This window comes from Compostibacillus humi (assembly GCF_014637175.1).
Taxonomy (GTDB): Bacteria; Bacillota; Bacilli; order Bacillales; family Amphibacillaceae; genus Oceanobacillus; species Oceanobacillus humi.
Map to the genome: position 1 here is coordinate 1 of NZ_BMEV01000045.1, position 20,673 is coordinate 20,673.

At 45.1% G+C, this 20,673-nt stretch carries 18 protein-coding genes and 1 riboswitch; of the genes, 15 read left to right on the plus strand and 3 right to left on the minus strand.

Features of this window, described 5'->3' with window-relative positions; translation table 11 throughout:
- Positions 1–289: 289 nt before the first annotated feature.
- The gene (locus IEV18_RS11610) at positions 290–904 is read right to left on the minus strand and encodes an FMN-binding negative transcriptional regulator (RefSeq protein WP_188392548.1); all 615 of its coding nucleotides are present in this window, start codon (positions 902–904) and stop codon (positions 290–292) included.
- Positions 905–1,167: 263 nt separating this feature from the next.
- Here IEV18_RS11610 and IEV18_RS11615 point away from each other — a divergent pair, with 263 nt between their 5' ends.
- From IEV18_RS11615 to IEV18_RS11645, 7 genes are all read left to right on the plus strand, one after another.
- The gene (locus IEV18_RS11615; protein ID WP_188392549.1) at positions 1,168–1,305 is read left to right on the plus strand and encodes a hypothetical protein; all 138 of its coding nucleotides are present in this window, start codon (positions 1,168–1,170) and stop codon (positions 1,303–1,305) included.
- Positions 1,306–1,307: 2 nt separating this feature from the next.
- Positions 1,308–2,870, plus strand: a complete 1,563-nt coding sequence (locus IEV18_RS11620) for a sodium/proline symporter (protein WP_188392550.1) — start codon at positions 1,308–1,310, stop codon at positions 2,868–2,870.
- 5 nt (positions 2,871–2,875) lie between these two features.
- Positions 2,876–3,367: a hypothetical protein gene (locus tag IEV18_RS11625; RefSeq protein WP_188392551.1), complete on the plus strand. Its 492-nt coding sequence runs from the start codon at positions 2,876–2,878 to the stop codon at positions 3,365–3,367.
- Between the two features lie 138 nt (positions 3,368–3,505).
- Positions 3,506–4,849, plus strand: a complete 1,344-nt coding sequence (locus IEV18_RS11630; RefSeq protein ID WP_229733645.1) for an aspartate aminotransferase family protein — start codon at positions 3,506–3,508, stop codon at positions 4,847–4,849.
- A gap of 593 nt (positions 4,850–5,442) precedes the next feature.
- Positions 5,443–6,903 carry a CoA-acylating methylmalonate-semialdehyde dehydrogenase gene (locus IEV18_RS11635; RefSeq protein WP_188392552.1) on the plus strand — a complete coding sequence of 487 codons (1,461 nt, stop codon included), beginning with the start codon at positions 5,443–5,445 and terminating at the stop codon, positions 6,901–6,903.
- A 943-nt stretch (positions 6,904–7,846) separates the two neighbouring features.
- Positions 7,847–8,182: a hypothetical protein gene (locus tag IEV18_RS11640; RefSeq protein ID WP_229733646.1), complete on the plus strand. Its 336-nt coding sequence runs from the start codon at positions 7,847–7,849 to the stop codon at positions 8,180–8,182.
- A gap of 135 nt (positions 8,183–8,317) precedes the next feature.
- A complete protein-coding gene (locus IEV18_RS11645; protein ID WP_188392554.1) occupies positions 8,318–8,818 on the plus strand; it encodes an LURP-one-related/scramblase family protein in 501 nt (166 codons plus the stop codon).
- 190 nt (positions 8,819–9,008) lie between these two features.
- Here IEV18_RS11645 and IEV18_RS11650 read toward each other — a convergent pair whose 3' ends face one another.
- Complete coding sequence (locus tag IEV18_RS11650) at positions 9,009–10,202, minus strand: YecA family protein (RefSeq protein ID WP_188392555.1); 1,194 nt, start codon at positions 10,200–10,202, stop codon at positions 9,009–9,011.
- A 767-nt stretch (positions 10,203–10,969) separates the two neighbouring features.
- A riboswitch (SAM riboswitch) is annotated at positions 10,970–11,076 on the plus strand.
- Between the two features lie 88 nt (positions 11,077–11,164).
- Here IEV18_RS11650 and IEV18_RS11655 point away from each other — a divergent pair.
- The 8 genes from IEV18_RS11655 to IEV18_RS11690 all read left to right on the plus strand — a co-directional run bounded on the left by IEV18_RS11655 (position 11,165) and on the right by IEV18_RS11690 (position 17,305).
- The gene (locus tag IEV18_RS11655) at positions 11,165–11,317 is read left to right on the plus strand and encodes a YezD family protein (RefSeq protein ID WP_188392556.1); all 153 of its coding nucleotides are present in this window, start codon (positions 11,165–11,167) and stop codon (positions 11,315–11,317) included.
- 172 nt (positions 11,318–11,489) lie between these two features.
- On the plus strand, positions 11,490–12,314 hold the full coding sequence (locus tag IEV18_RS11660; RefSeq protein ID WP_188392557.1) for a MetQ/NlpA family ABC transporter substrate-binding protein: 825 nt from the start codon (positions 11,490–11,492) through the stop codon (positions 12,312–12,314).
- A complete protein-coding gene (locus IEV18_RS11665; protein ID WP_188392558.1) occupies positions 12,311–13,312 on the plus strand; it encodes a methionine ABC transporter ATP-binding protein in 1,002 nt (333 codons plus the stop codon). The genes IEV18_RS11660 and IEV18_RS11665 overlap by 4 nt, the downstream gene beginning before the upstream one ends.
- Positions 13,302–13,955, plus strand: coding sequence for a methionine ABC transporter permease (locus tag IEV18_RS11670; protein WP_188392559.1), 654 nt, complete (start codon positions 13,302–13,304; stop codon positions 13,953–13,955). The genes IEV18_RS11665 and IEV18_RS11670 overlap by 11 nt, the downstream gene beginning before the upstream one ends.
- A gap of 15 nt (positions 13,956–13,970) precedes the next feature.
- Positions 13,971–14,984 (plus strand): CoA transferase subunit A, encoded by a 1,014-nt coding sequence (locus tag IEV18_RS11675; RefSeq protein ID WP_188392560.1) that lies wholly within the window; start codon positions 13,971–13,973, stop codon positions 14,982–14,984.
- 2 nt (positions 14,985–14,986) lie between these two features.
- The gene (locus tag IEV18_RS11680; protein ID WP_188392561.1) at positions 14,987–15,745 is read left to right on the plus strand and encodes a CoA-transferase subunit beta; all 759 of its coding nucleotides are present in this window, start codon (positions 14,987–14,989) and stop codon (positions 15,743–15,745) included.
- A gap of 47 nt (positions 15,746–15,792) precedes the next feature.
- A complete protein-coding gene (locus tag IEV18_RS11685; RefSeq protein WP_188392562.1) occupies positions 15,793–16,575 on the plus strand; it encodes a CoA transferase subunit A in 783 nt (260 codons plus the stop codon).
- Positions 16,568–17,305: a CoA-transferase subunit beta gene (locus IEV18_RS11690; protein WP_188392563.1), complete on the plus strand. Its 738-nt coding sequence runs from the start codon at positions 16,568–16,570 to the stop codon at positions 17,303–17,305. Before IEV18_RS11685 ends, IEV18_RS11690 begins: the two co-directional genes overlap by 8 nt.
- 1,911 nt (positions 17,306–19,216) lie before the next feature.
- On the opposite strand, the gene IEV18_RS11695 is transcribed toward IEV18_RS11690, so the two are convergent.
- On the minus strand, positions 19,217–20,320 hold the full coding sequence (locus tag IEV18_RS11695) for a PD-(D/E)XK nuclease family protein (RefSeq protein ID WP_188392564.1): 1,104 nt from the start codon (positions 20,318–20,320) through the stop codon (positions 19,217–19,219).
- Positions 20,321–20,673 lie beyond the last annotated feature (353 nt).

Consider the following 20,673-nt stretch of genomic DNA (forward strand, 5'->3'; position numbering starts at 1 on the left):
GTATGCCCAAAATCAGGATTTTACTGCCATTCACCTTTATCATTTATCATATTTATCGAAATTAACAGCTCTTACTTGTTTAGATAACAAAAAATCATTGGATTTGGTATCAATTAAATCTTCATTGGAAGTATGAATAATTCAGGTATATTATTGAAAGTTATATGACGATCGGTCCTAAATAAAACTTTGTCCAGGCAGAAAAAAAATCACCCCGAATTTAGGGTGATTACATTATTCTTCAATTGCTCCAGATTCCTTTTCAAACAGACAGCTCCATAAAATTCTGCTAATCGTTATTTAGATTCCTTTTCATCATTGCTGCAATCAATCGCTCATTCTCATCCTTCGATTTTTCCAATTTCTTAATGACTCGCTTTTGCCGTTCAAGCGGATGGTTCTGGCTCAATTTTGCTTTTGCCTGAATTTCTTCCACCTTTATTTTAAATGGAACGATTCCTTTTACCATCCCTTCTACAAAATTTGGGTCCAAGCTGCTTAATTCATTGGAACTTCCAGCACCTTCATATTTTATAATCAGTTCCTCCAAAGATTCATAGATTTTTTTATCCTCTGTCAATATTTCCAGCGTTCCATACAAATGAACAGAAACATAATTCCACGTTGAAACCGTTCGCTTCGTCTCATACCAAGTGGAGGAAATGTAACAATGGGGACCTTGAAAAATAGCAAGCACTCTCTCGTTTTCAATGTCATGCCATTGCCCGTTCTTTTTGGCAAAATGGCCATAAAGTGCACTTTCATCCGGCTTCCACACTAATGGCAGATGGGTTGCATAAGGTTCTCCGTTATGCTGGGAAACTAACGTGGCAAAGCTGTAGTTGTCTATGATTTCATTAATGATTGCTTCATCTTCCAATTTAAAATGTTTTGGTATATACATATCGTTCCTCCCATCGCTTTCCTGCTGATGCGGTTACAAAAACGATGTAAACTTATTTGTATTTTAATTTACCGGCCGATTATTTACAAGCTTATAAATTTTAAGAAATCTTTAATTGCCAAATGCAATTGCTTCTCTCTATACTAAAAATCTCTCATTCATTTCGTCCAAAAATATCGGTTTTTCTTTAACGTTTTGTCCATTCTATTGTAAATCTCTCCTTCATACATATGAGTTTAAAAATTATATAGGAGGGATCATCGTTGTTTCACTTTCCAGCAGAGACGTTTTGGCTCGTTGTACCATGGCCCTTTATTTGGCTAGCCATGGGAATTATTGTGTACTTTAAATTTAAGCGTGATGATGAACTCGAAGATCAGGCGAAGAAAGGGGATGAATAGGAATGGGTTCCGATGTAATTATTTTTATTGTCTATCTTCTCATTCTTTTGGCCATTGGCGTTTATTTTTCCAGAAAAGCATCGAAGTCACCGGAAAGTTACTTATTGGCGGATCGGAATGTCGGGCCGGCGGTCACTGCCTTTACGATGCAAAGCACGTCCATGAGCGGATTTATGTTTCTCGGGGGACCGGCACTAGCTTTCCAGCACGGCTGGTTTTCCATTATGTATGCCATTGGAGATGCCGGCGGAGGGATTGTCAACCTGACCGTGCTCGGGAAACGAATGCGGCGGATGTCGGAAATATTAGGCGCCCTCTCGCCTATTGAATATTTGGAAAAACGGTATGAAAGTGCGGCAATTCGGGTCGTCGGCGCCATCATTGCTACCATTTTCCTCTTTGCCTACGTCTTTGCCCAATTTTTGGCCGCAGGAAAAGCACTCGAGACACTGACCGGTTGGAAATATGAATGGGCCGTTATTATCGGGGTCGGGATCATTATCTTTTATACCGTGGCCGGCGGTTATTTGGCCGTTGTTTGGACCGACTTTTTCCAGGCCATCGTCATGCTTCTCGGGGTTATCTTTCTTGTCTTTTTCGGCCTTGCCCATGTTGGAGGCCTGTCAGGATTAAACGAGTCCCTTGCCGCCATTGACCCTTCCTACTTAAGCATTTGGGGGAAAGATTACGTCTATTTAGGGCAGTGGGGCGTCATTATCGGGGCAAGCTTAATTTACATGATCGGCTATATGGGACTTCCTCACGTTGTCGTGCGCCATATGTCGATGAAAAGCACGAAAACGGTAAAAACAGCGACGTTATGGGCGGCTGTTTACAATCAGCTTTTTACGTATTCGCCATATTTATTAGGGATGATCGGGATTATTTTGCTTCCGAATTTAAGCGACCCGGAGATGGTCATTCCTACGCTGGCATATACGTTATTCCCGGGAATGTTGGCGGCGATTCTTCTCTCGGCCATTATGGCTGCCATTATGTCCACCTCGGATTCGATTTTGATGCAGGCGGGAACGATTCTTTCCCGGGATATTTATCAGCGGTTTATCGATAAAAATGCAAGTCATCAAAAAATGGTCCTCGTTTCCCGGCTTAGCGTTCTCCTTGCGGGAGTCATCGGTGTTTTAGTCGCCATTATTCAGCCGCCGAAAGTTTTTGATTTGGTCGTATTTGCCTTTGGTACGTTAGGAAACAGCTTTATGGTCCCTTACATCGCCGCCGTTTACTGGAAAAACGCGAATAAAGCCGGCGTGCTCAGTTCGATGATTGCCGGCGGAACTTCCAATATTCTTTGGACGTCTTTCGGCTGGGAGTCGGTAACCGGGATTCATCCGTTCCTTGCCGGGCTCATCATCTCCATCATCGCGATGCTGATTGGCAATCGCTTTGGTACACCGCCTTCCGAGCGCATCCAGGAAATTTTTGAGGAGGCAAAAGGAGAACGTCTCCTTCCGAAAAACGTGGAAAAAAACATTTCCAAAGATATCGGACCGGAAGCAAAAGTTATCTCCGTATTTCTGAAAGAAGGACATCCTGTCAGAGGATGATGCCGGTGCGGGTAATCCAAACGGAAAGGATTGGCTACGAACGGAAGGAAATAGAGCTTATTTTGGAAAAAATGGACCCGGAATCTGCTTTTACGGTACAGCGGCATCTTTATTACCCGTACCTCTTCTTCGAATATATGCTCAACCGGAAAAGCTTCTTTCACCCGCTGGAAGGAAACATCGGCTGCACGGTGGATGGGGTCAACAAAATCGGGGCGCTCGCCGACACGTTCCCCCGTCTGGAGAAAAAGACCGTTCCCCGTCAGGCGGTCATCGAGAATACGCTGGAACTGACGGATGCCGAGCCGATTGCGGAAAACTTTTTATTAAATCACATCGTCAATAAGAAAAAAATTTTGTCCGTACCAAAGCTCCAGTTAACAAAGCAAATGGTATTTTACCGTCCCTATTGGATTGTGGAAGGGAAATCCAAGGCATCCGAGCGCTTTTTATTAATGGTCGATGCCGTTTCAGGAAAATACCACCCGCTGCATTAACAATTATGCAAGGATGAAAAAAAAGGATTTTACTTTTTGTCTAATGCATTTCTCCTGCAGTCGCTTTACGATATATACAGAGGGAATTTTCGGAATTTTCACTTCCATAACCCCCAAATTATAAAGGAGGTATGTCAGTTGACAGTTAAAACCGATGATCTGCTGAAAAAAGACGAAAAGTATATTTGGCATGCGATTCGCCCGTACAATCCGAACGCAACGATGGTCGTCAAAGAAGCAAACGGGGCCTGGGTGACCGACACAAACGGGAATAAATTTTTGGATGCCATGGCCGGACTCTGGTGTGTCAACGTCGGCTACGGCCGGGAAGAACTGGCAAAGGCTGCCTATGATCAATTAAAAGAACTGCCGTATTTCCCAATGACCCACAGCCACATCCCAGCCATTGAACTCGGGGAAAAATTAAACGAATGGCTTGGCGACGACTACGTGATCTTCTTTTCCAACAGCGGTTCCGAAGCAAATGAAACTGCCTTCAAGATTGCCCGGCAATACCACCAGCAAAACGGCGAGCCGGAGCGCCACAAATTCATTGCCCGCTACCGGGCGTACCACGGAAATTCCATGGGCGCGCTAGCAGCAACGGGGCAAGCTCAGCGGAAATACCGTTACGAGCCCCTCGCTCCAGGCTTTCTCCATGTAACACCGCCGGATTTATACCGGAGCCCGTATAAAGGAACACCGGAAGAACAGGCGATTGCTGCAGCCGACGAAATCGACCGGGTGATTACGTGGGAACTGGATAAAACGGTCGCCGGCGTCATTATGGAGCCGATCATTACTGGCGGCGGCGTGCTCATGCCTCATGAAAGCTACTTGCCGCGGGTGCGGGAAATTTGCGATAAGCACGGGGTACTGCTCATTATCGATGAAGTGATCTGCGGCTTTGGCCGGACCGGAAAACGATTCGCCTTCCAGCATTACGGTATTAAACCGGATATTGTGACGATGGCAAAAGGAATTACGAGCGCTTATCTGCCATTATCCGCCACTGCCGTCCGGCGGGAAATTTACGAAGCGTTTATGGGCACGGAAGAATACAACCATTTCCGTCACGTCAATACATTCGGAGGAAACCCGGCCGCATGCGCCTTGGCGCTTAAGAATATCGAAATTATGGAAAAAGAAAACCTCGTCGAACAGGCGGCCAAAAAAGGCGAACAGCTGCTTCACGCCTTAGCCGAATTGGAGGAGCACCCAATTGTCGGAAACGTCCGCGGAAAAGGGCTGCTGATCGGAATCGAGCTCGTTGCGGATAAAGAAACGAAAGAACCGATTGCCGTGGACAAAGTAAACGCCATTATTGCTGCATGTAAAGAAAAAGGCCTGATCATCGGCAAAAACGGCGATACGGTGGCAGGATACAACAACATTTTAACGCTGAGCCCGCCGCTCAATATTACGGACGACGACTTGCAGTTTATCGTTAAGACACTAAAAGAAGTTTTTGCTAATAACTAATTTTCGCTTTTGGGGAAAAACGAGAACGAGGGGCCGCGGCAGGATCTAATATATTTTCACGTTGCGCCTGCCCCCTCGAAGTATTTCATACAGACGCTTAAAGAAGATTTTACTAACAACTTGGGGAAAAACGAGAACGAGGGGCCACGGCAGGATATGATATTTTCACGTTGCGTCTGCCCCCTCGAAGTATTTCATACAGACGCTTAAAGAAGATTTTACTAACAACTTGGGGAAAAACGAGAACTAAGGCCACGGCAGGATGTGATATTTTCACGTTGCGCCTGCCCCCTCGAAGTATTTCATACAGACGCTTAAAGAAGATTTTACTAACAACTTGGGGAAAAACGAGAACGAGGGGCCGCGGCAGGATGTGATATATTTTCATGTTGCGCCTGCCCCCTCGAAGTATTTCATACAGACGCTTAAAGAAGATTTTACTAACAACTTGGGGAAAAACGAGAACGAGGGGCCGCGGCAGGATCTAATATATTTTCACGTTGCGCCTGCCGTCCAATCTTATAGATTCAATTAACTACTTCCCGTCCTTTAGTAAGGGCGTTCTCAGGAAAATATGACAGGAGGTTACGTCGATGACACAAACAATGGTGAAGACGGTAAAAAACTATATTAACGGTGAATGGGTCGAAGCGAGCACTAATGAAACGAAAGAAGTTTTTAACCCGGCAACCGGGGAAGTAATTGCCCACGTTCCAATCTCTACGAAAGAAGATGTGGACCGGGCCGTTCAGGCAGCAAAGGAAGCCTTTGCAGAGTGGAAGGAAGTAGCAGTGCCAAAACGGGCACGGCTGTTATTTAAATTTCATCAGCTGCTAGTCGACAATTGGGAGGAGCTGGCCAAATTAATTACGACGGAAAACGGGAAAAACTACACGGAAGCTTACGGCGAAGTGCAGCGCGGGATTGAATGTGTCGAATTTGCTGCCGGGGCTCCGACACTAATGATGGGGTCCCAATTGCCGAGCATTGCTACCGATTTGGAATCCGGCGTGTACCGCTATCCGATTGGCGTCATTGGCGGAATTACTCCATTTAACTTCCCGGCGATGGTGCCGATGTGGATGTTCCCGATGGCGATTGCGACAGGTAATACGTTTGTCCTGAAGCCTTCGGAAAGGACACCGCTCCTTGCCGTCCGGCTTGCAGAATTGTTGGAAGAGGCAGGACTGCCAAAAGGAGTATTCAACATCGTCCACGGCGCCCATGACGTCGTAAACGGGCTGTTGGATCATCAAGACGTTGCCGCCATCTCCTTTGTCGGCTCCCAGCCGGTGGCAGAGTATGTCTACAAACGGGGAACAGCGAATTTGAAACGGGTTCAGGCATTGTCCGGTGCGAAAAACCACTCCATCGTGTTGGCGGATGCTAATTTAGAAAATGCCGCAACCCAAATTATTAATGCAGCTTTCGGTTCGGCCGGCGAACGGTGTATGGCCTGTTCCGTCGTCGCTGTAGAAGAGTCCATCGCTGACGAACTGATCGAAAAGCTCGTCCAAAAAGCGAACGAAATTAAAATCGGCAACGGCTTGGACGATGACGTCTTCTTAGGTCCGGTCATTCGTGAGGAACATAAACAGCGGACGCTGCAATACATCGAAACGGGAGAAAAAGAAGGCGCCAAGCTCATCCGTGACGGCCGGAAAGACGAAGCAGCGAAAAGCAAAGGCTATTTCGTCGGTCCAACGATTTTTGACCACGTCACAAGCGAAATGAAGATTTGGCAGGATGAAATTTTTGCGCCGGTATTGTCCATTGCCCGCGTAAAAGATTTAACCGAAGCAGTTGAACTTGCCAACAAATCCCGCTTTGCCAACGGCGCCTGCATTTTCACCCGCAGCGGCGGGGCCGTGCGCCAATTCCGGGAGACGATCGACGCCGGCATGCTTGGCGTAAATATTGGCGTGCCAGCACCGATGGCATTCTTCCCGTTCTCCGGCTGGAAAGATTCCTTCTACGGCGATTTGCACGCCAACGGCAAAGACAGCATCGAATTCTATACCCGCAAAAAAGTCGTTACCCAGCGCTGGGTGTAATATAATTTTGAATTTGCTGCCCTGCCAGGGACATCCCCCATACCCGGCAGGGCTGTTATTTTTGAGTGGGGGCAGAAGTACGGGCTGGAAGCGTGAGTTTCGGTCATTGTCATATGAGGAAATTCCCGGACGTTGCAGCATATTAAATGATAACCGCACCTCTTTTGTTTATGAACTATGAACCTCTCGAATGCAATTTTCTTTTTTTATTGGATTAAAGATGCGTTCTATGAGCACTTATGCGGTGCTTTTCTTGTACAATTGGGCTTTAAAGGTTCTCAATAAGCAATTTTTAGCCGATTTTCTTTTTCAATCGGGCTTTAGAGCCATTCTAAAAGCACTTTTACAGTAGTTTTCTATTTCAACTGGACTTTAGAGCCATTCTATAAGCACTTTTACAGCAGTTTTTCTGTTCAATCGGGCTTTAGGGGCGCTCTATAAGCACTTTTACAGCAGTTTTTCTTTTCAATCGGGCTTTAGAGGCACTCTATAAGCACTTTTTAGCCGATTTTCTCTTTCAATTGGGCTTTAGAGATGTTCTATAAGCACTTTTACAACAGTTTTCTTTTTCAATCGGGCTTTAGAGGCGCTCTATAAGCACTTTTTAGCCGATTTTCTCTTTCAATTGGGCTTTAGAGGTGCTCTATAAGCACTTTTACAACAGTTTTCCTGTTCAATCGGGCTTTAGAGGCGTCCTATGAGCACTTTGGATGCTATGTTCCAACGTTTCGGTTATTAGAAGATCTAAATTTTCCCAACAGAGACTCTATAAAACCCCAAATATACTTTTCCGCTTCCTTATAAAACCCATCGATACATTTTTTTCCTAAACGAACGGGCTCTTTTAAAAAAATCATTCAAATTTTTCAAGGATTTACAGATGAAAATGTTGAAATCATTGTAATAGAAAACGAGTTACATAAATTCTAGGGGGGAGTTGGCGTTGAGAATAGCCGGAATCTTTATCGGCGTAATCGCTGGTTTATTCAGCATTGGTTTATGGATCATCCTCGTATTTTTTAATCCTTATACTGTCGCAAGTCCTGGTAAAGCAGCAGTGAATACATTTATGATGTTAGTCATCCCAGCTTGTTTAGCTATCGTTGCATCTATCATGAATAAAAAATATTTTTTGCTTATCGCATTTATTTGGTCATTGCCCATCAGTTTGTACTTAGCGCTTACACCTGGAATTTTTGCTTTGTTTATAGCGCCATGTATTGCTTATTTGATTTGTTTTCTTCTGATGCTTTTTCCCAAAAATAATGCAGCTGATTAGAAATAACGGGGTTTTCCTTTCACTGCAAAAAATTTTTGCAAAATCACACCGCATGCAAATGAAACCTTTTTCCCTGCCCAATCGTATAAAAAGTACGAACATATTGAATACGATTGAGAACCGGGAGTTGAGCAGATGAGACAACTGTATATTAAGCAAAAAGTGTTTAGCCTAAGCGAAAAATTTACGGTAAAAGATCAGGAGGAAAACGATGTCTATTATGTTGAAGGGAGCTTTATGCAGCTTCCAAAGACGTATACGGTAACGAATACGGCACGGGAAGAAGTGGCCCATATTACGAAAAAAACCTTTTCCCTGTTGCCGAAGTTTTTCGTCGAGGTTGGCGGGCGCGAAGTATTGACGATAAAAAAGGAATTCACCTTTTTCAAATCCCGTTATACCATTGATGCAACAGGCATCGAAGTAATCGGCGACTGGTGGGATATGGACTTTGAAGTGCAGAAAGACGGAGAAGTCGTCGGAAAGGTACGCAAAAAATGGTTCAGCTGGGGAGACAGCTACGAATTGGAAATTTGGCAGGAAGAAATGGAAGCACTCCTCGTCGCCCTTGTCATTGCCATTGATTGCGCAGAGGCGGATGAAGACAACTCCTTTGTAGCAACTTTAGGAAATTAAGATCCGACAAAAATGGAAACCCCTATAGGTGTATGCCTAGAGGGGTTAATTGTGTCGCAGTTTTCAACCGTTCCGCTATTTTTATTTATTTTCGTCCACCGTCCAGCTCCAAAGCAGGTAGTAAACGGTATACCCAGTGACTGCAGCCGTAATTGAACATTTTAGTCCATTTTCCTAACCATTTCTCCAACTACTTCCCGCAGCACTTTTTATACTTTTTCCCGCTGCCGCAAGGACACGGATCGTTTCTCCCTACTTTCTTCTTGTGCTTCGTATCCGCTATTGGCAGTTCCGTTTCAGGCAGGGGACGAAGAAACTTTTTCTCCTGCTGAAAAACTTCATAAGGTGTATGCCCTTTTAACACCCATTGCCTCGTATGGTTCATAAAGTGCATCACTTGGGTCAGCATTTCCTGGTTCAAGTCTTGCGCATGAAACATCAGCCCTAAATATTGGAAAACATCATGAACAGTGCCGTCCAGTTTTACAATATATGCGCATTCGCTAGCAATGATTTCTGCTTCCTCTATCGTCATCTTAAAATTTCGGAACAGATAACTCATAAATTCTAAAAAACTTTCATCTCGATCGACAAAATCCGGTTCTGCCGCTTGAAGCAGCTGCTTCTTTGTAAAAGGATAGAAAGGAAGATTAGACCGTATCTCCTGTTCCTCTTTGATTCGTTTGTAATCATCCAGCCGAACATGGGAAAAGTTGTCGACATGAATCGTAATGCTGTTCCGATAACGATTGGCGTCCCAAATGACACGGAAAAAATCGAGTGCATCAAGGGGCTGTTTCGTATATTTTTCCAAGAGGGCAATTATTTGCGCCGTACTTATCGTTCCATAGTAAAACAATAAACCGCATGTTAGTTTAATCCACTCGGTGTTGCGGTTAATAACCGATTTCACCTTCCCGCTCGCTCCCAATGCCAATAGCGGCTCGACAATATCTCCCGGTACCGCAACAATTTTTTTCCCTTGAAAAACTCCGGTATAAAGGATGCCGTATTCGCGAAAATACTTCCATTGTTCCCACTCTAAAGAAGGTGCCTCCATATAACCGCCACGTTTGGCGACCTCCAAAAGCAAGCCGAACCGCTCCGAATCAAACTTACTGCAAATACTTTCTAATGAACACAAGATGACATCTTCCAGCAAAGCAGCCAGTTCTGCCTTTTTCAAACTGCTTGCCTTTTTCACTCGTAAAGACCGCCTTATTTCTTGTAAGTCATTTTTCGTCAACCGGTTGAGTCCATCTCGCAAGGTAAAGGGAACAGTAATCGGGCTCCACAATTTTTTATCCCGACTTTTTTCGAAATCACTTTGGAGTCGATGTAACGCATCCAATACTTTTTTCTTCGTTTCCATATCCTCACCCATCTTAGCACTCCTAAATATTTTTACTATTATTTTAATCCTATATCTTTTTTGTGAGAAGTGCCAGATTGGGACTTAAAAAAGATGGGATTAATGAAGCGGGTGCATGCTTAATAGTTAACCGCATTTATTGCAAAAATAATCTTTTTTCAAGTTGAAAAATCCCCTTCTTTACATCGTTAGTTACATATTCTCTTCCTCTTCCCACGAATATAGCAAATCTATAATTTCTTCAGCATTCTTACTGAACGGATGTTTTATTATTTTACGCTTTTGTATAATAAATATAGGAAGACGATGTTACCTTCATCGATATCCCCTCCAGCAACAGCCGATATTTTACGAAACGCCGATAAATTTATATAAGCGCTTGATATTTTTAAAGAAAAGCCGATACCCCCACAGGAAAACCCGATATCCTGCAAAACGCCGATAATTTTTAATATGCGCTCGATATTTTTAAAGAAAAGCTGATTTACATTTACTTTTCGCCGATAAATTTATATAAGCGCTCCATATATTCAAAGAAGAGCGGATTTCCCTGAAAAAAGCTGAATTCATCGTAAAAAATGCCGATATCCGACAGAGCTTTACCGTTTTTCCCCTCTACTCCAAAAAAACCGATATCCGCCTGCTTTCCGCCGTCATATAAGTTTATTTGCCTATTACTTATGAATCCTTTTTATTTTTCGAATAACCGAAAATACCTTGTTGACAAATCCGAGTAAACTGTTTAGAATACTCTTAAATTCACAATTGCATATTCGAATCTCTTATAAAGAGAGGTGGAGGGACCTGGCCCAGTGAAGCCTCGGCAACCATTGATGTCAAATCAAACGGTGCCAAATCCAGCAGATGTACATCTGAAATATAAGAGGTCTGAGCGAATGAAACTTGTTTCCAGCGTGCGGCCTCTTTTTTACAAGAAGCCGCACGTTTTAATTTTTGCAGAAGGAGATGAGACGATGGCAGAAAAGCGGAAAGAGGATGAAAAGAAAAAGTACGAATTGGTTATTCAGGCGCTGGAAAACTTAGCCTTTGGCGAACTGCATATTACCATTCATAACGGAAAAATCGTGCAGATCAACCGGATCGAAAAACAGCGATTTTCGGTTTAAATTGGCAGGATGCAGCGTGATGGAGGTGCAGCAACATTTTTCAAGGACAAATAAATATTCGGTACAGGAAGCTGACCGGACAACCGGAGGCCTCTTGAATTCCCCCATTGCTCTTTAGCATGGCGGCGAGTTCAGGGGGCTTTTTTATTACAAAAATTAAGGAGGAAAAACGATGAAAAAAATAATTCTCACCCTAACGGTTCTTTGCGCATTCATTCTAGCGGCTTGCGGCTCTGGTTCTGCAAGCGGCGAAAAGGAGCTCGTCATCGGAGCGACAGCCGGCCCTTATAGCGATCAGCTGAAGGAGGGCATCGTTCCGCTCCTGGAAGAAAAGGGCTACAGCGTGGAAATTGTAGAATTTAACGATTATATCCAGCCGAACAACGCCCTGAATGAAGGAGAAATTGACGCTAATTTGTATCAAAACCGAAATTACTTATTGAATTTCAACGAAGAGCACGGCATGGATTTAGTCCCGGTCTTCGCCGTACCTACCGCACCGATTGCTCTGTATTCGGAAAAACATACTTCTTTAGACGACGTGGAGCCGGGCATGACGATTACGCTGCCCAATGATCCGGTGAACTTGGCCCGGTCCCTTCACATGCTGGAAGGATACGGCTGGATTACCATCGACAAAAAGGTAGACCCGATTACCGCATCGGAAAAAGATATTTTGGAAAACAAATATGACTTGAACATTCAGCCGCTGGAGCCGGCCCAAACGCCAAGGTCCCTTAGTGATACGGACTTTGCCTTCGTTAATGGAAACTATGCTCTCGCTTCCGGGCTCAAACTGGAAGAAGCCGTCGACGTGGAAAAAACGTCTGAAGACTTTCTTATTTACTTAACTGTCCGCAAAGAAGATGAAGACAGCACTTTTGTAAAAGATTTGGAAGATGCGTACAAATCCGAGGAATTTTTACAGTATACCAATGAAAAATCAAAAGGATACGTGAAGCCGCCGTATCAGCTGGAATTGGAGGAAAGCCAATGATCCGACTGGAGGGGATTACGAAACAATACAAAAATACGACCGCCGTTCACGATATATCCTTGACGATCGGAAAGGGAGAAATTTTCGGCATTATCGGCTATAGCGGCGCGGGAAAAAGCACCCTCGTCCGCTGCCTGAATTTGCTGGAAAGACCGACGAAAGGAAAAATTTTTGTCGGCGGGGAAGAAATTACAGCCTTGTCCGATAGAGACATCCGCAAAAAGCGGCAGGAAATCGGGATGATTTTTCAGCACTTTCATCTGATCAGCGCAAAAACCGTCTTTGACAATGTCGCTTTTTCCTTAAAAGCGGCCGGCATACCAAAGGAAGAAAGAAATGCACGGGTACCGGAGCTGCTGGAGATGGTTGGTCTTGCAGATAAAGCGAAGGCATATCCGGCCCAATTATCCGGCGGGCAAAAACAGCGGGTCGCCATCGCCCGGGCGCTGGCCAACAATCCGAAAGTGCTGCTCTGTGACGAGGCGACGTCCGCCTTGGACCCGACAACGACCGATGCCATTTTGCAGCTGTTAAAAGAAATCAATCGCACGCTGGGCATCACCATCGTTTTAATTACCCACGAAATGGAAGTGGTGCAAAAAATATGCGACCGGGTTGCCGTCATGGAAGCGGGGAAAATTGTCGAACTCGGCACCGTTTACGATGTTTTTTCCGGTCCAGAGCATCCGTTAACGAAAGAATTTGTCCAATCCGTCCACTCCTTTTCCTTGCCGGAGCGACTCCTGGAAAGCCGGAAAGGAACGATTGCCAAAATTACGTTTAAAGGCGATTCGGCGGAAAGTCCGATTATTTCTGAAACGCTGGCGAAATTTTCCATTACGATCAATATTCTTCACGGCCAGATTACGTATATCAACGATAAGCCGCTAGGCACGCTGATTATCGAGGCAATCGGCAGCAGACAGGAAATTGAAGCAGCCATCCGCTTTATTGCAGCGCGGACGAAACAATTGGAGGTGCTGGCAGATGTTGCTTGATTTAGTCAACGAATTTGGGAAAGCATTTTTTGAAACATTTTGGATGATGTCCATTGCGGTATTGTTTGCCGTCCTTGTCGGCGTCCCCCTCGGGATTGCCCTCTTCGTCACAAGGGAAGGAATGTTTTTTGAAAATCGCTTTGTGCAGCAAGTGGCCGGGACGATCGTCAATATTATCCGGTCCATTCCGTTTATTATTTTGCTCGTCGTTCTCATTCCCTTTACAAAACTCATTCTCGGCACCTCGATGGGTCCGACGGCTGCCAGTGTATCCCTGACCGTCGCTGCTATTCCGTTTTACGCCCGGCTCGTGGAAGCGTCACTGCGGGAAATCGACCGCGGGGTGATTGAAGCTGCTGAATCATGCGGCGCCTCCCCCTGGCTGATTATGAAGGACGTCCTGCTTCCGGAAGCAAAACCGGGAATGATTGCCGGACTGACCGTAACGATTATCAGCCTGCTTAGCTATTCCGCCATGGCTGGGATCGTCGGCGGCGGAGGCATCGGCGACCTGGCCATCCGTTTTGGCTATTACCGTTTCCAGAACGATGTCATGCTAATCACTGTCATTATTTTAATTATTCTCGTCCAGCTTATCCAATTTATCGGAGACCGGCTGGCAAAAGCTGCAAGCAAAAAATAAGAAGGAGGAAGAATGATGACTACTGTAAAAGAAAATACGTTTCTCTACGGCTGGGAACACCCAGATAAAATGAGGGAATACCGGAAAAACAATAAATCGATGGCAAAAAAGGATAAAAGAACAACGCTCAAAGAGGCGGTCGCCCGCGGCGTCAAAGAAGGGGATTACATCGTTTTTGGCGGCATGGGCTCGGTCCGAAACCCGATCGCTGCCGTTCACGAAATTATCCGGCAAGGGATCGGCAATTTGACGATTGGAACAAAGGGGTCCCAGCATGACTGGCAGCTCCTTGCCGCCGCCGGAAACGTTACGAACGCAGAAGTGTCCTACGGCTTTGCCGATGAAGTCCGGGGCTTATCCCTGCCGGCAAGAAGGGCAGTGGAATCGGGCCGGCTGAAAGTATTATCGGAAACGACGAACGCTGCCTTCCAATGGCGGTTCACAGCAGCAGCAAAAGGGCTTCCCTTTTACCCGACCCGCTCCTCCCTCGGAACGGATACGTTGACATATAGCGGCTCGAAAACAATCATCGATCCGTTTACGAAGGAACCGATCGAATTGTTGCCGGCCTGCTACCCGGATGTTGCCATTATTCACGTTCACCGGGCAGACAAATACGGCAACTGCCAGATTGACGGGAATATTGCAGAAGACATCGAAATTGCCCACGCTGCCAAATTTGTCATCATTACCGCCGAACAAATCGTGCCTGATGAAGTTATTGAAAGCGACCCGGCCCAAACGAAAATCCCTTACTTTACCGTCGATGCCGTCGTCGAAGTGCCTTACGGGTCCCATCCAAACCAGGTGCCTCGCCTGTACTCCTTTGACGAGGACCATTGGCAGGAATGGCTTGATGCTTCCATCACCGAAGAGACGACAGAGGAGTATTTGGATAAATACATTTACTCCAGCAATGATTTTTATGATTATCTGGAAAAAATCGGCGGCGTTCGGGTGCTGCGCCAGCTGGAAAATATCGAGAAAAAATTAGCACCTTATCCAACAGTTGCGAGAAGGAGAGGATAACAATGGCTACAGAAACAGAAAAAATGATTATTGCCGCATCCCGGCTGCTTCCGGAGGATGGAGCGGTGTACGTCGGGACAGGAATGCCCCTGTTGGCATCGGTCCTTGCGCTGAAAACCCACGCGCCAGACCTTTTGCTCGTCTACGAAGGCGGAGGGGTCGGCGGCAAACCGACAGGCCGACTGCCGATTCAAGTGAGTGAATCGTTAACGTATGAAAACGGGGTCACCGTCGGGTCGATGGATTACGTCATGAGCCTGGCCCAAGCCGGGTGGATCCAATACGGTTTTCTCGGCGGCGCGCAAATTGACGCCTACGGGAATTTAAATACGACCGTCATCGGAGACTGGGAACATCCGAAGGTTCGTCTTCCCGGTTCTGGGGGCGGCGCCGACATCGCCTCCCTTTGCGAAAAAAACATTATCATTATGCGGCAGGACCGAAGAAAATTTGTCGAGCAGCTGGACTTTTTAACGAGCCCCGGCTATTTTACCGGACCAGGTGAACGGGAGAAACGGGGACTTCCAGCCAATACAGGACCGTACCGGGTTATTACCCAAATTGGCATTTACGGTTTTCACCCGGAAACGAAACGGATGACCCTTTTGGAATTATTCCAAGGCCAGACGCTGGATGCCGTCCAAGAAAACAGCAGTTTTGCCATTGACATCGCGGACGACTGGAAATATGCGGAAGAACCGACGGAAGAAGAACTGGAAACATTGCACGCATTAGACCGGGACGGCATTGTGCTCGGCTGATCCAGGGCAGTTTGTCTGCCAACCATATTTTTGAAAGGAGAATGAATATGTCAAAACAGACGTCCATTCAGGAAGCAGTCGGGACAATTGACAACGGCGCGCTCCTCGCTCTTGGAGGAAATGCGCTGCACCGCTCCCCGATTGCGTTTGTTTTCGAATTAATCCGGCAAGGAAAAAAAGATCTTTCCTTAATTAAAACGGCCGGAGCCCTCGATGTGGATTTGCTCGCATTGGCAAAATCCATCCGCTCTGTCCATGCGGGCTATATCGGCTTTGAAATGTTTGGCCTTGCTCCGAATTACCGGAGAGGAGTGCAAAAGGGAGAAATTACGGTTCATGAACATGCCTGCGCCAGTGTCATTGCCGCACTCCGGGCCAGCATTTATGGCGTGCCTTTTCAGCCGATCCACGGTTTCCAGGGCAGCAGTCTTCCTGAGTTAACTGGTCTTATAAAATGGATTACTTGCCCATTTACGGAAAAAAAGACCGCCGTTGTCGAAGCATTGCGTCCGGACGTGGCTGTGATTCATACAAATATAGCCGACGAACAGGGGAATGCCTATATCGACGGCGCGGTTTTTGAAGATCTCATTATGGCAAAAGCGGCCCGCCGTGTCATTATTACAGCGGAGAAAATCATTGATTCCGCCACTTGGACGGTACAGCCGCAAATTCCTGGCTTTCTCGTCGAACAGGTCGCACTGGCAGAAAAAGGAGCGGCACCCGGCAGCTGTGCTCCTCTCTATTCTATTGATGAAAAGGAGATTCATCGTTATTTGGAAAATCCGCAAGCATTTTTGGAAAGAAAGGTGGTGGTATCCCATGTCTAGCATCATTACGCTGGAGCCGGCCGACTATATGACGGTTGCCATGGCCCGGCTTATCCAAGACGGGGAACGCATTTTTCACGGGGTCGCTTCCCCGATGCCGGCAGTCGCCATCCAGCTGGCGAAAAAACATCATGCGAAAAAGGCGGTTTACTTGAGCATTGCAGGGACCGCAGATGCCGTTCCAACCGAATTTTCCCGGCACACAACGGCAGGAGCCAATTTGCGGGAAGGCGCCGTTTCCGAATTTTTGCTCTCGGACATTTTTGATTTAAGCGCCCGGGGCGGTCTCGATGTCGCCTTTTTAAGCGGAGCGCAAATTGACGAATACGGCCGCCTGAACTTAAGTGCCATCGGTTCCTTCCAACAGCCGAAAGTGCGGCTCCCTGGAGGTGCGGGAAGTGCGGCCCTGCTCCCAACAGTAAAACGGGCCATCCTTTGGAAAACGACCCATGACACACGCTCCCTTGTGGAAAAACTCGATGTCATCACCGCCGCGGGGAATACGGAATATGTCATTACGCCCCTTGCCATTTTCAAACGCGGAAAACAAGGGAAACTGCAGCTCTATTCGATTTTTCCTGAGAGCTCCTTCGACGAAATTGTGGAGAAGACAGGATTTAAGGTGGAAAAACATCCGCAATACCACGTATTTGAACCGATTACGGAAAGAGAATGGGAACTTTTGCTGGAAATCGATAAAAACGGCTCCCGCTTCAGCGAATTCCGCTAAAAAATTCACCTCTGCCCTTGGGGGTGGGCAGAGGTTTTTTATTTATTGATTCGGACCGCTGAATTTTAGCACAAGAACGTTAGAAAAATATATAGAAGAGATGAATTCCTATGGGGTGGCGCTGAATTATGGAGCGGGACCGTTAGAATAGGTGCGCTGCGCTGAATTTTAATTTTTTCCGTTAGAATAAATCGCAGAAACGCTGAATCTTTTCGCAAATCGTTAGAATAATAGATATAAGCGTTAGAATAAAAGCGCTGCGCTGAATTCTGGGAATTTCCGTTAGAATAATTGAATGAAAAGCGGAATTCTCATGGTGTTCCGCTGAATTATGGAGCGGGACTGTTAGAATAGGTGCGCTGCGCTGAATTCCGAAAATTTCCGTTAGAATAATTGAATGAAAAGCGGAATCCTCACAGTGTTCCGCTGAATTTTGGAGCGGGACCGTTAGAATTCATGCAAAGCGCTGAATTTTAATTTTTTCCGTTAGAAAAAATCACAGAAACGCTGAATCTTTTCGCAAATCGTTAGAATAATAGATATAAGCGTTAGAATAAAAGCGCTGCGCTGAATTCCGGAAATTTCCGTTAGAATAATTGAATAAAAAGCGGAATTCTCACAGTGTTCCGCTGAATTATGGAGCGGGACCGTTAGAATCCAGGCAAAGCGCTAAAATTTAATTTTTTCCGTTAGAATAAATCGCAGAAACACTGAATTTTTTCGCAAATCGTTAGAATAATAGATATAAGCGTTAGAATAAAGGCGCTGCGCTGAATTCCGGAAATTTCCATTAGAATAAAAAGCGGAATTATCACGGTATTCCGCTGAATTATGGAGCAAGTGCGTTAGAATCCAGGCAAAGCGCTGAATGTTAATTTTTTCCGTTAGAATAAATCGCAGAAACGCTGAATCTTTTCGCAAATCGTTAGAATGATAGATAAAAATGTTAGAATAAAAGCGCTGCAATGAATTCCGGATATTTCCGTTAGAATAATTGATTGAAAAGCGGAATTCTCACAGTGTTCCGCTGAATTATGGAGCAGGTGCGTTAGAATCCAGGCAAAGCGCTGAAATTTAATTTTTCCCGTTAGAAAAAATCGCAGAAACACTGAATTTTTTCGCAAATCGTTAGAATAATAGATATAAGCGTTAGAATAAAGGCGCTGCGCTGAATTCCGGAAATTTCCGTTAGAATTATTGAATGAAAAGCGGAATTATCACGGTATACCGCTGAATTATGGAGCAGGTGCGTTAGAATCCAGGCAAAGCGCTGAAATTTAATTTTTTCCGTTAGAAAAAATCCCAGTAACGCTGAATCTTTTCGCAAATCGTTAGAATAATAGATATAAGCGTTAGAATAAAGGCGCAGCGCTGAATTCCGGGAATTTCCGTTAGAATAATTGAATGAATAGCGGAATTCTCACGTGTACCGCTGAATTATGGAGCAGGTGCGTTAGAATCCAGGCAAAGCGCTAAAATTTAGTTTTTCCGTTAGAAAAAATCGCAGAAACGCTGAATCTTTTCACAATGCGTTAGAATGATAGATATAAGCGTTAGAATAAAGGCGCTGCGCTGAATTCCGGGAATTTCCGTTAGAATAATTGAATGAAAAGCGGAATTCTCACCGTGTTCCGCTGAATTATGGAGCAGGTGCGTTAGAATCCAGGCAAAGCGCTAAAATTTAGTTTTTTCCGCTAGAAAAAATCACAGAAACGCTGAATTTTTTCGCAAAGCGTTAGAATGATAGAGAAAAGTGTTAGAATAAAAGCGCTGCGCTGAATTCCGGAAATTTCCGTTAGAATAATTGAATGAAAAGCGGAATTCTCACAGTGTTCCGCTGAATTATGGAGCAGGTGCGTTAGAATCCAGGCAAAGCGTTGAATTTTAGAGAAAAGCCGCTAGAATTTAAGCTTACCTCAATATCCCCTTGCTCTTCATTTCCGCAATAACTTCATCAATACAAGATTCGATTGCCAATACTTGTTTCTGCAAATCTTGCATATTTTCGCTGATGGTCTCTCCGCCGATCATTACGGACAATGCGAGGAGCTTGCTGTTTCTTTTCTTGCAACGAATCCCCTGTTTCTTCGCCCGGGCATAAAGCATTTCCGCAAAAATTCGTTTGTTTTCTAAAAATGTATCATAATCCGGAAGACGATCTATCTTCCAATGGGGCACATAAGGATTTGTTTCAAATCGCACTCCAATATCTCGCACTAATTGACTGCCTTTCTGCAGCATGTTGATGTATGTATCAATATGTACGTAAAAAGTTTTGGAAAGTCCTGCTTGATGGAAGGTTTCCGCACTTTCCCAATCCGGCTTTCGAATTAAAAATAAAAAGTTTTTCCTGCCGGCACCTCCTACTTCCCCCCACTCGAAATCTAAATGATCCAACGGGAAAAAGTTTTCTGCCAATATTTTTTGCCAGCAAATTTTCCGCTGCAATCCGTTTAAGGAAAGGTTCTGCTCAATGCTTTCGTACGGATTCATTACTGGAGAATAAAATTCATCCAATTTTTCTTGAAATTCTTTAAAAAGCTTTCGCAGATTGTCGTCGTAAAGCGGCCATCCTTCCGACAAGAAGATGCTGTAGTCGAGAAAGACGAATTTTGTGCTGATTGGCTTTACCGTTTTATCCAAAGCTAAATAAACGTAATGAAAGTTCAATTCCTCAACGGCAACTCCATAGCGGGCAGCAATTTCCTCCTTCGCTTTGGAAGATTCATAGCGGACCGTCTGCTCCTTCCCTTCCGTCGCTCCCATTTTGTTTTCGATAAGGACGATGGTGTCTTTCCCTTTGCCAGAGAGTCGAATGACAATATCCGGAGTTCCGACCGTTTTTCCCAGCCCAACCCGGGTTTCAATAAAAGATTGAAAATCTTCCTGGACATCCAACCCAGCTTTTAGCAAAAATCTTAACAAAAATTCTCTTGAATCTTGAAAACAGTTTACGAGAAAATCTGAGATCGCATCTTCCCGATAAAATACGTTCAACGCATCAAATGTGTTCATGAAAAAACTCCTTTGAACGAATTTAACTTCTCTTTATTATAGCTTGTGCACCGTAAATGATGAATTATCAGCGGTTTAATTAGAGATATCGGCGTTTCTACAAAAATATCAGCTTTTCCCGAAATATTTCGAGCGCTCGGATAAAAATTTCAGCGCTTCTTCAGAAATATCGGCGTTTCTCAAAATATCGGCGGTCTCACCAAACATATCGGCGCTTCTTCAGAAATATCGGCTTTTCTCCAAATTTCGGCGGTCTCACCAAACATATCAGCACTTCTCCATATTTCGACGTTCCTACTAAAATTATCGGCTCTCCGGCCATAGATTTCCAGATGGCACTAAAATACGGCTTT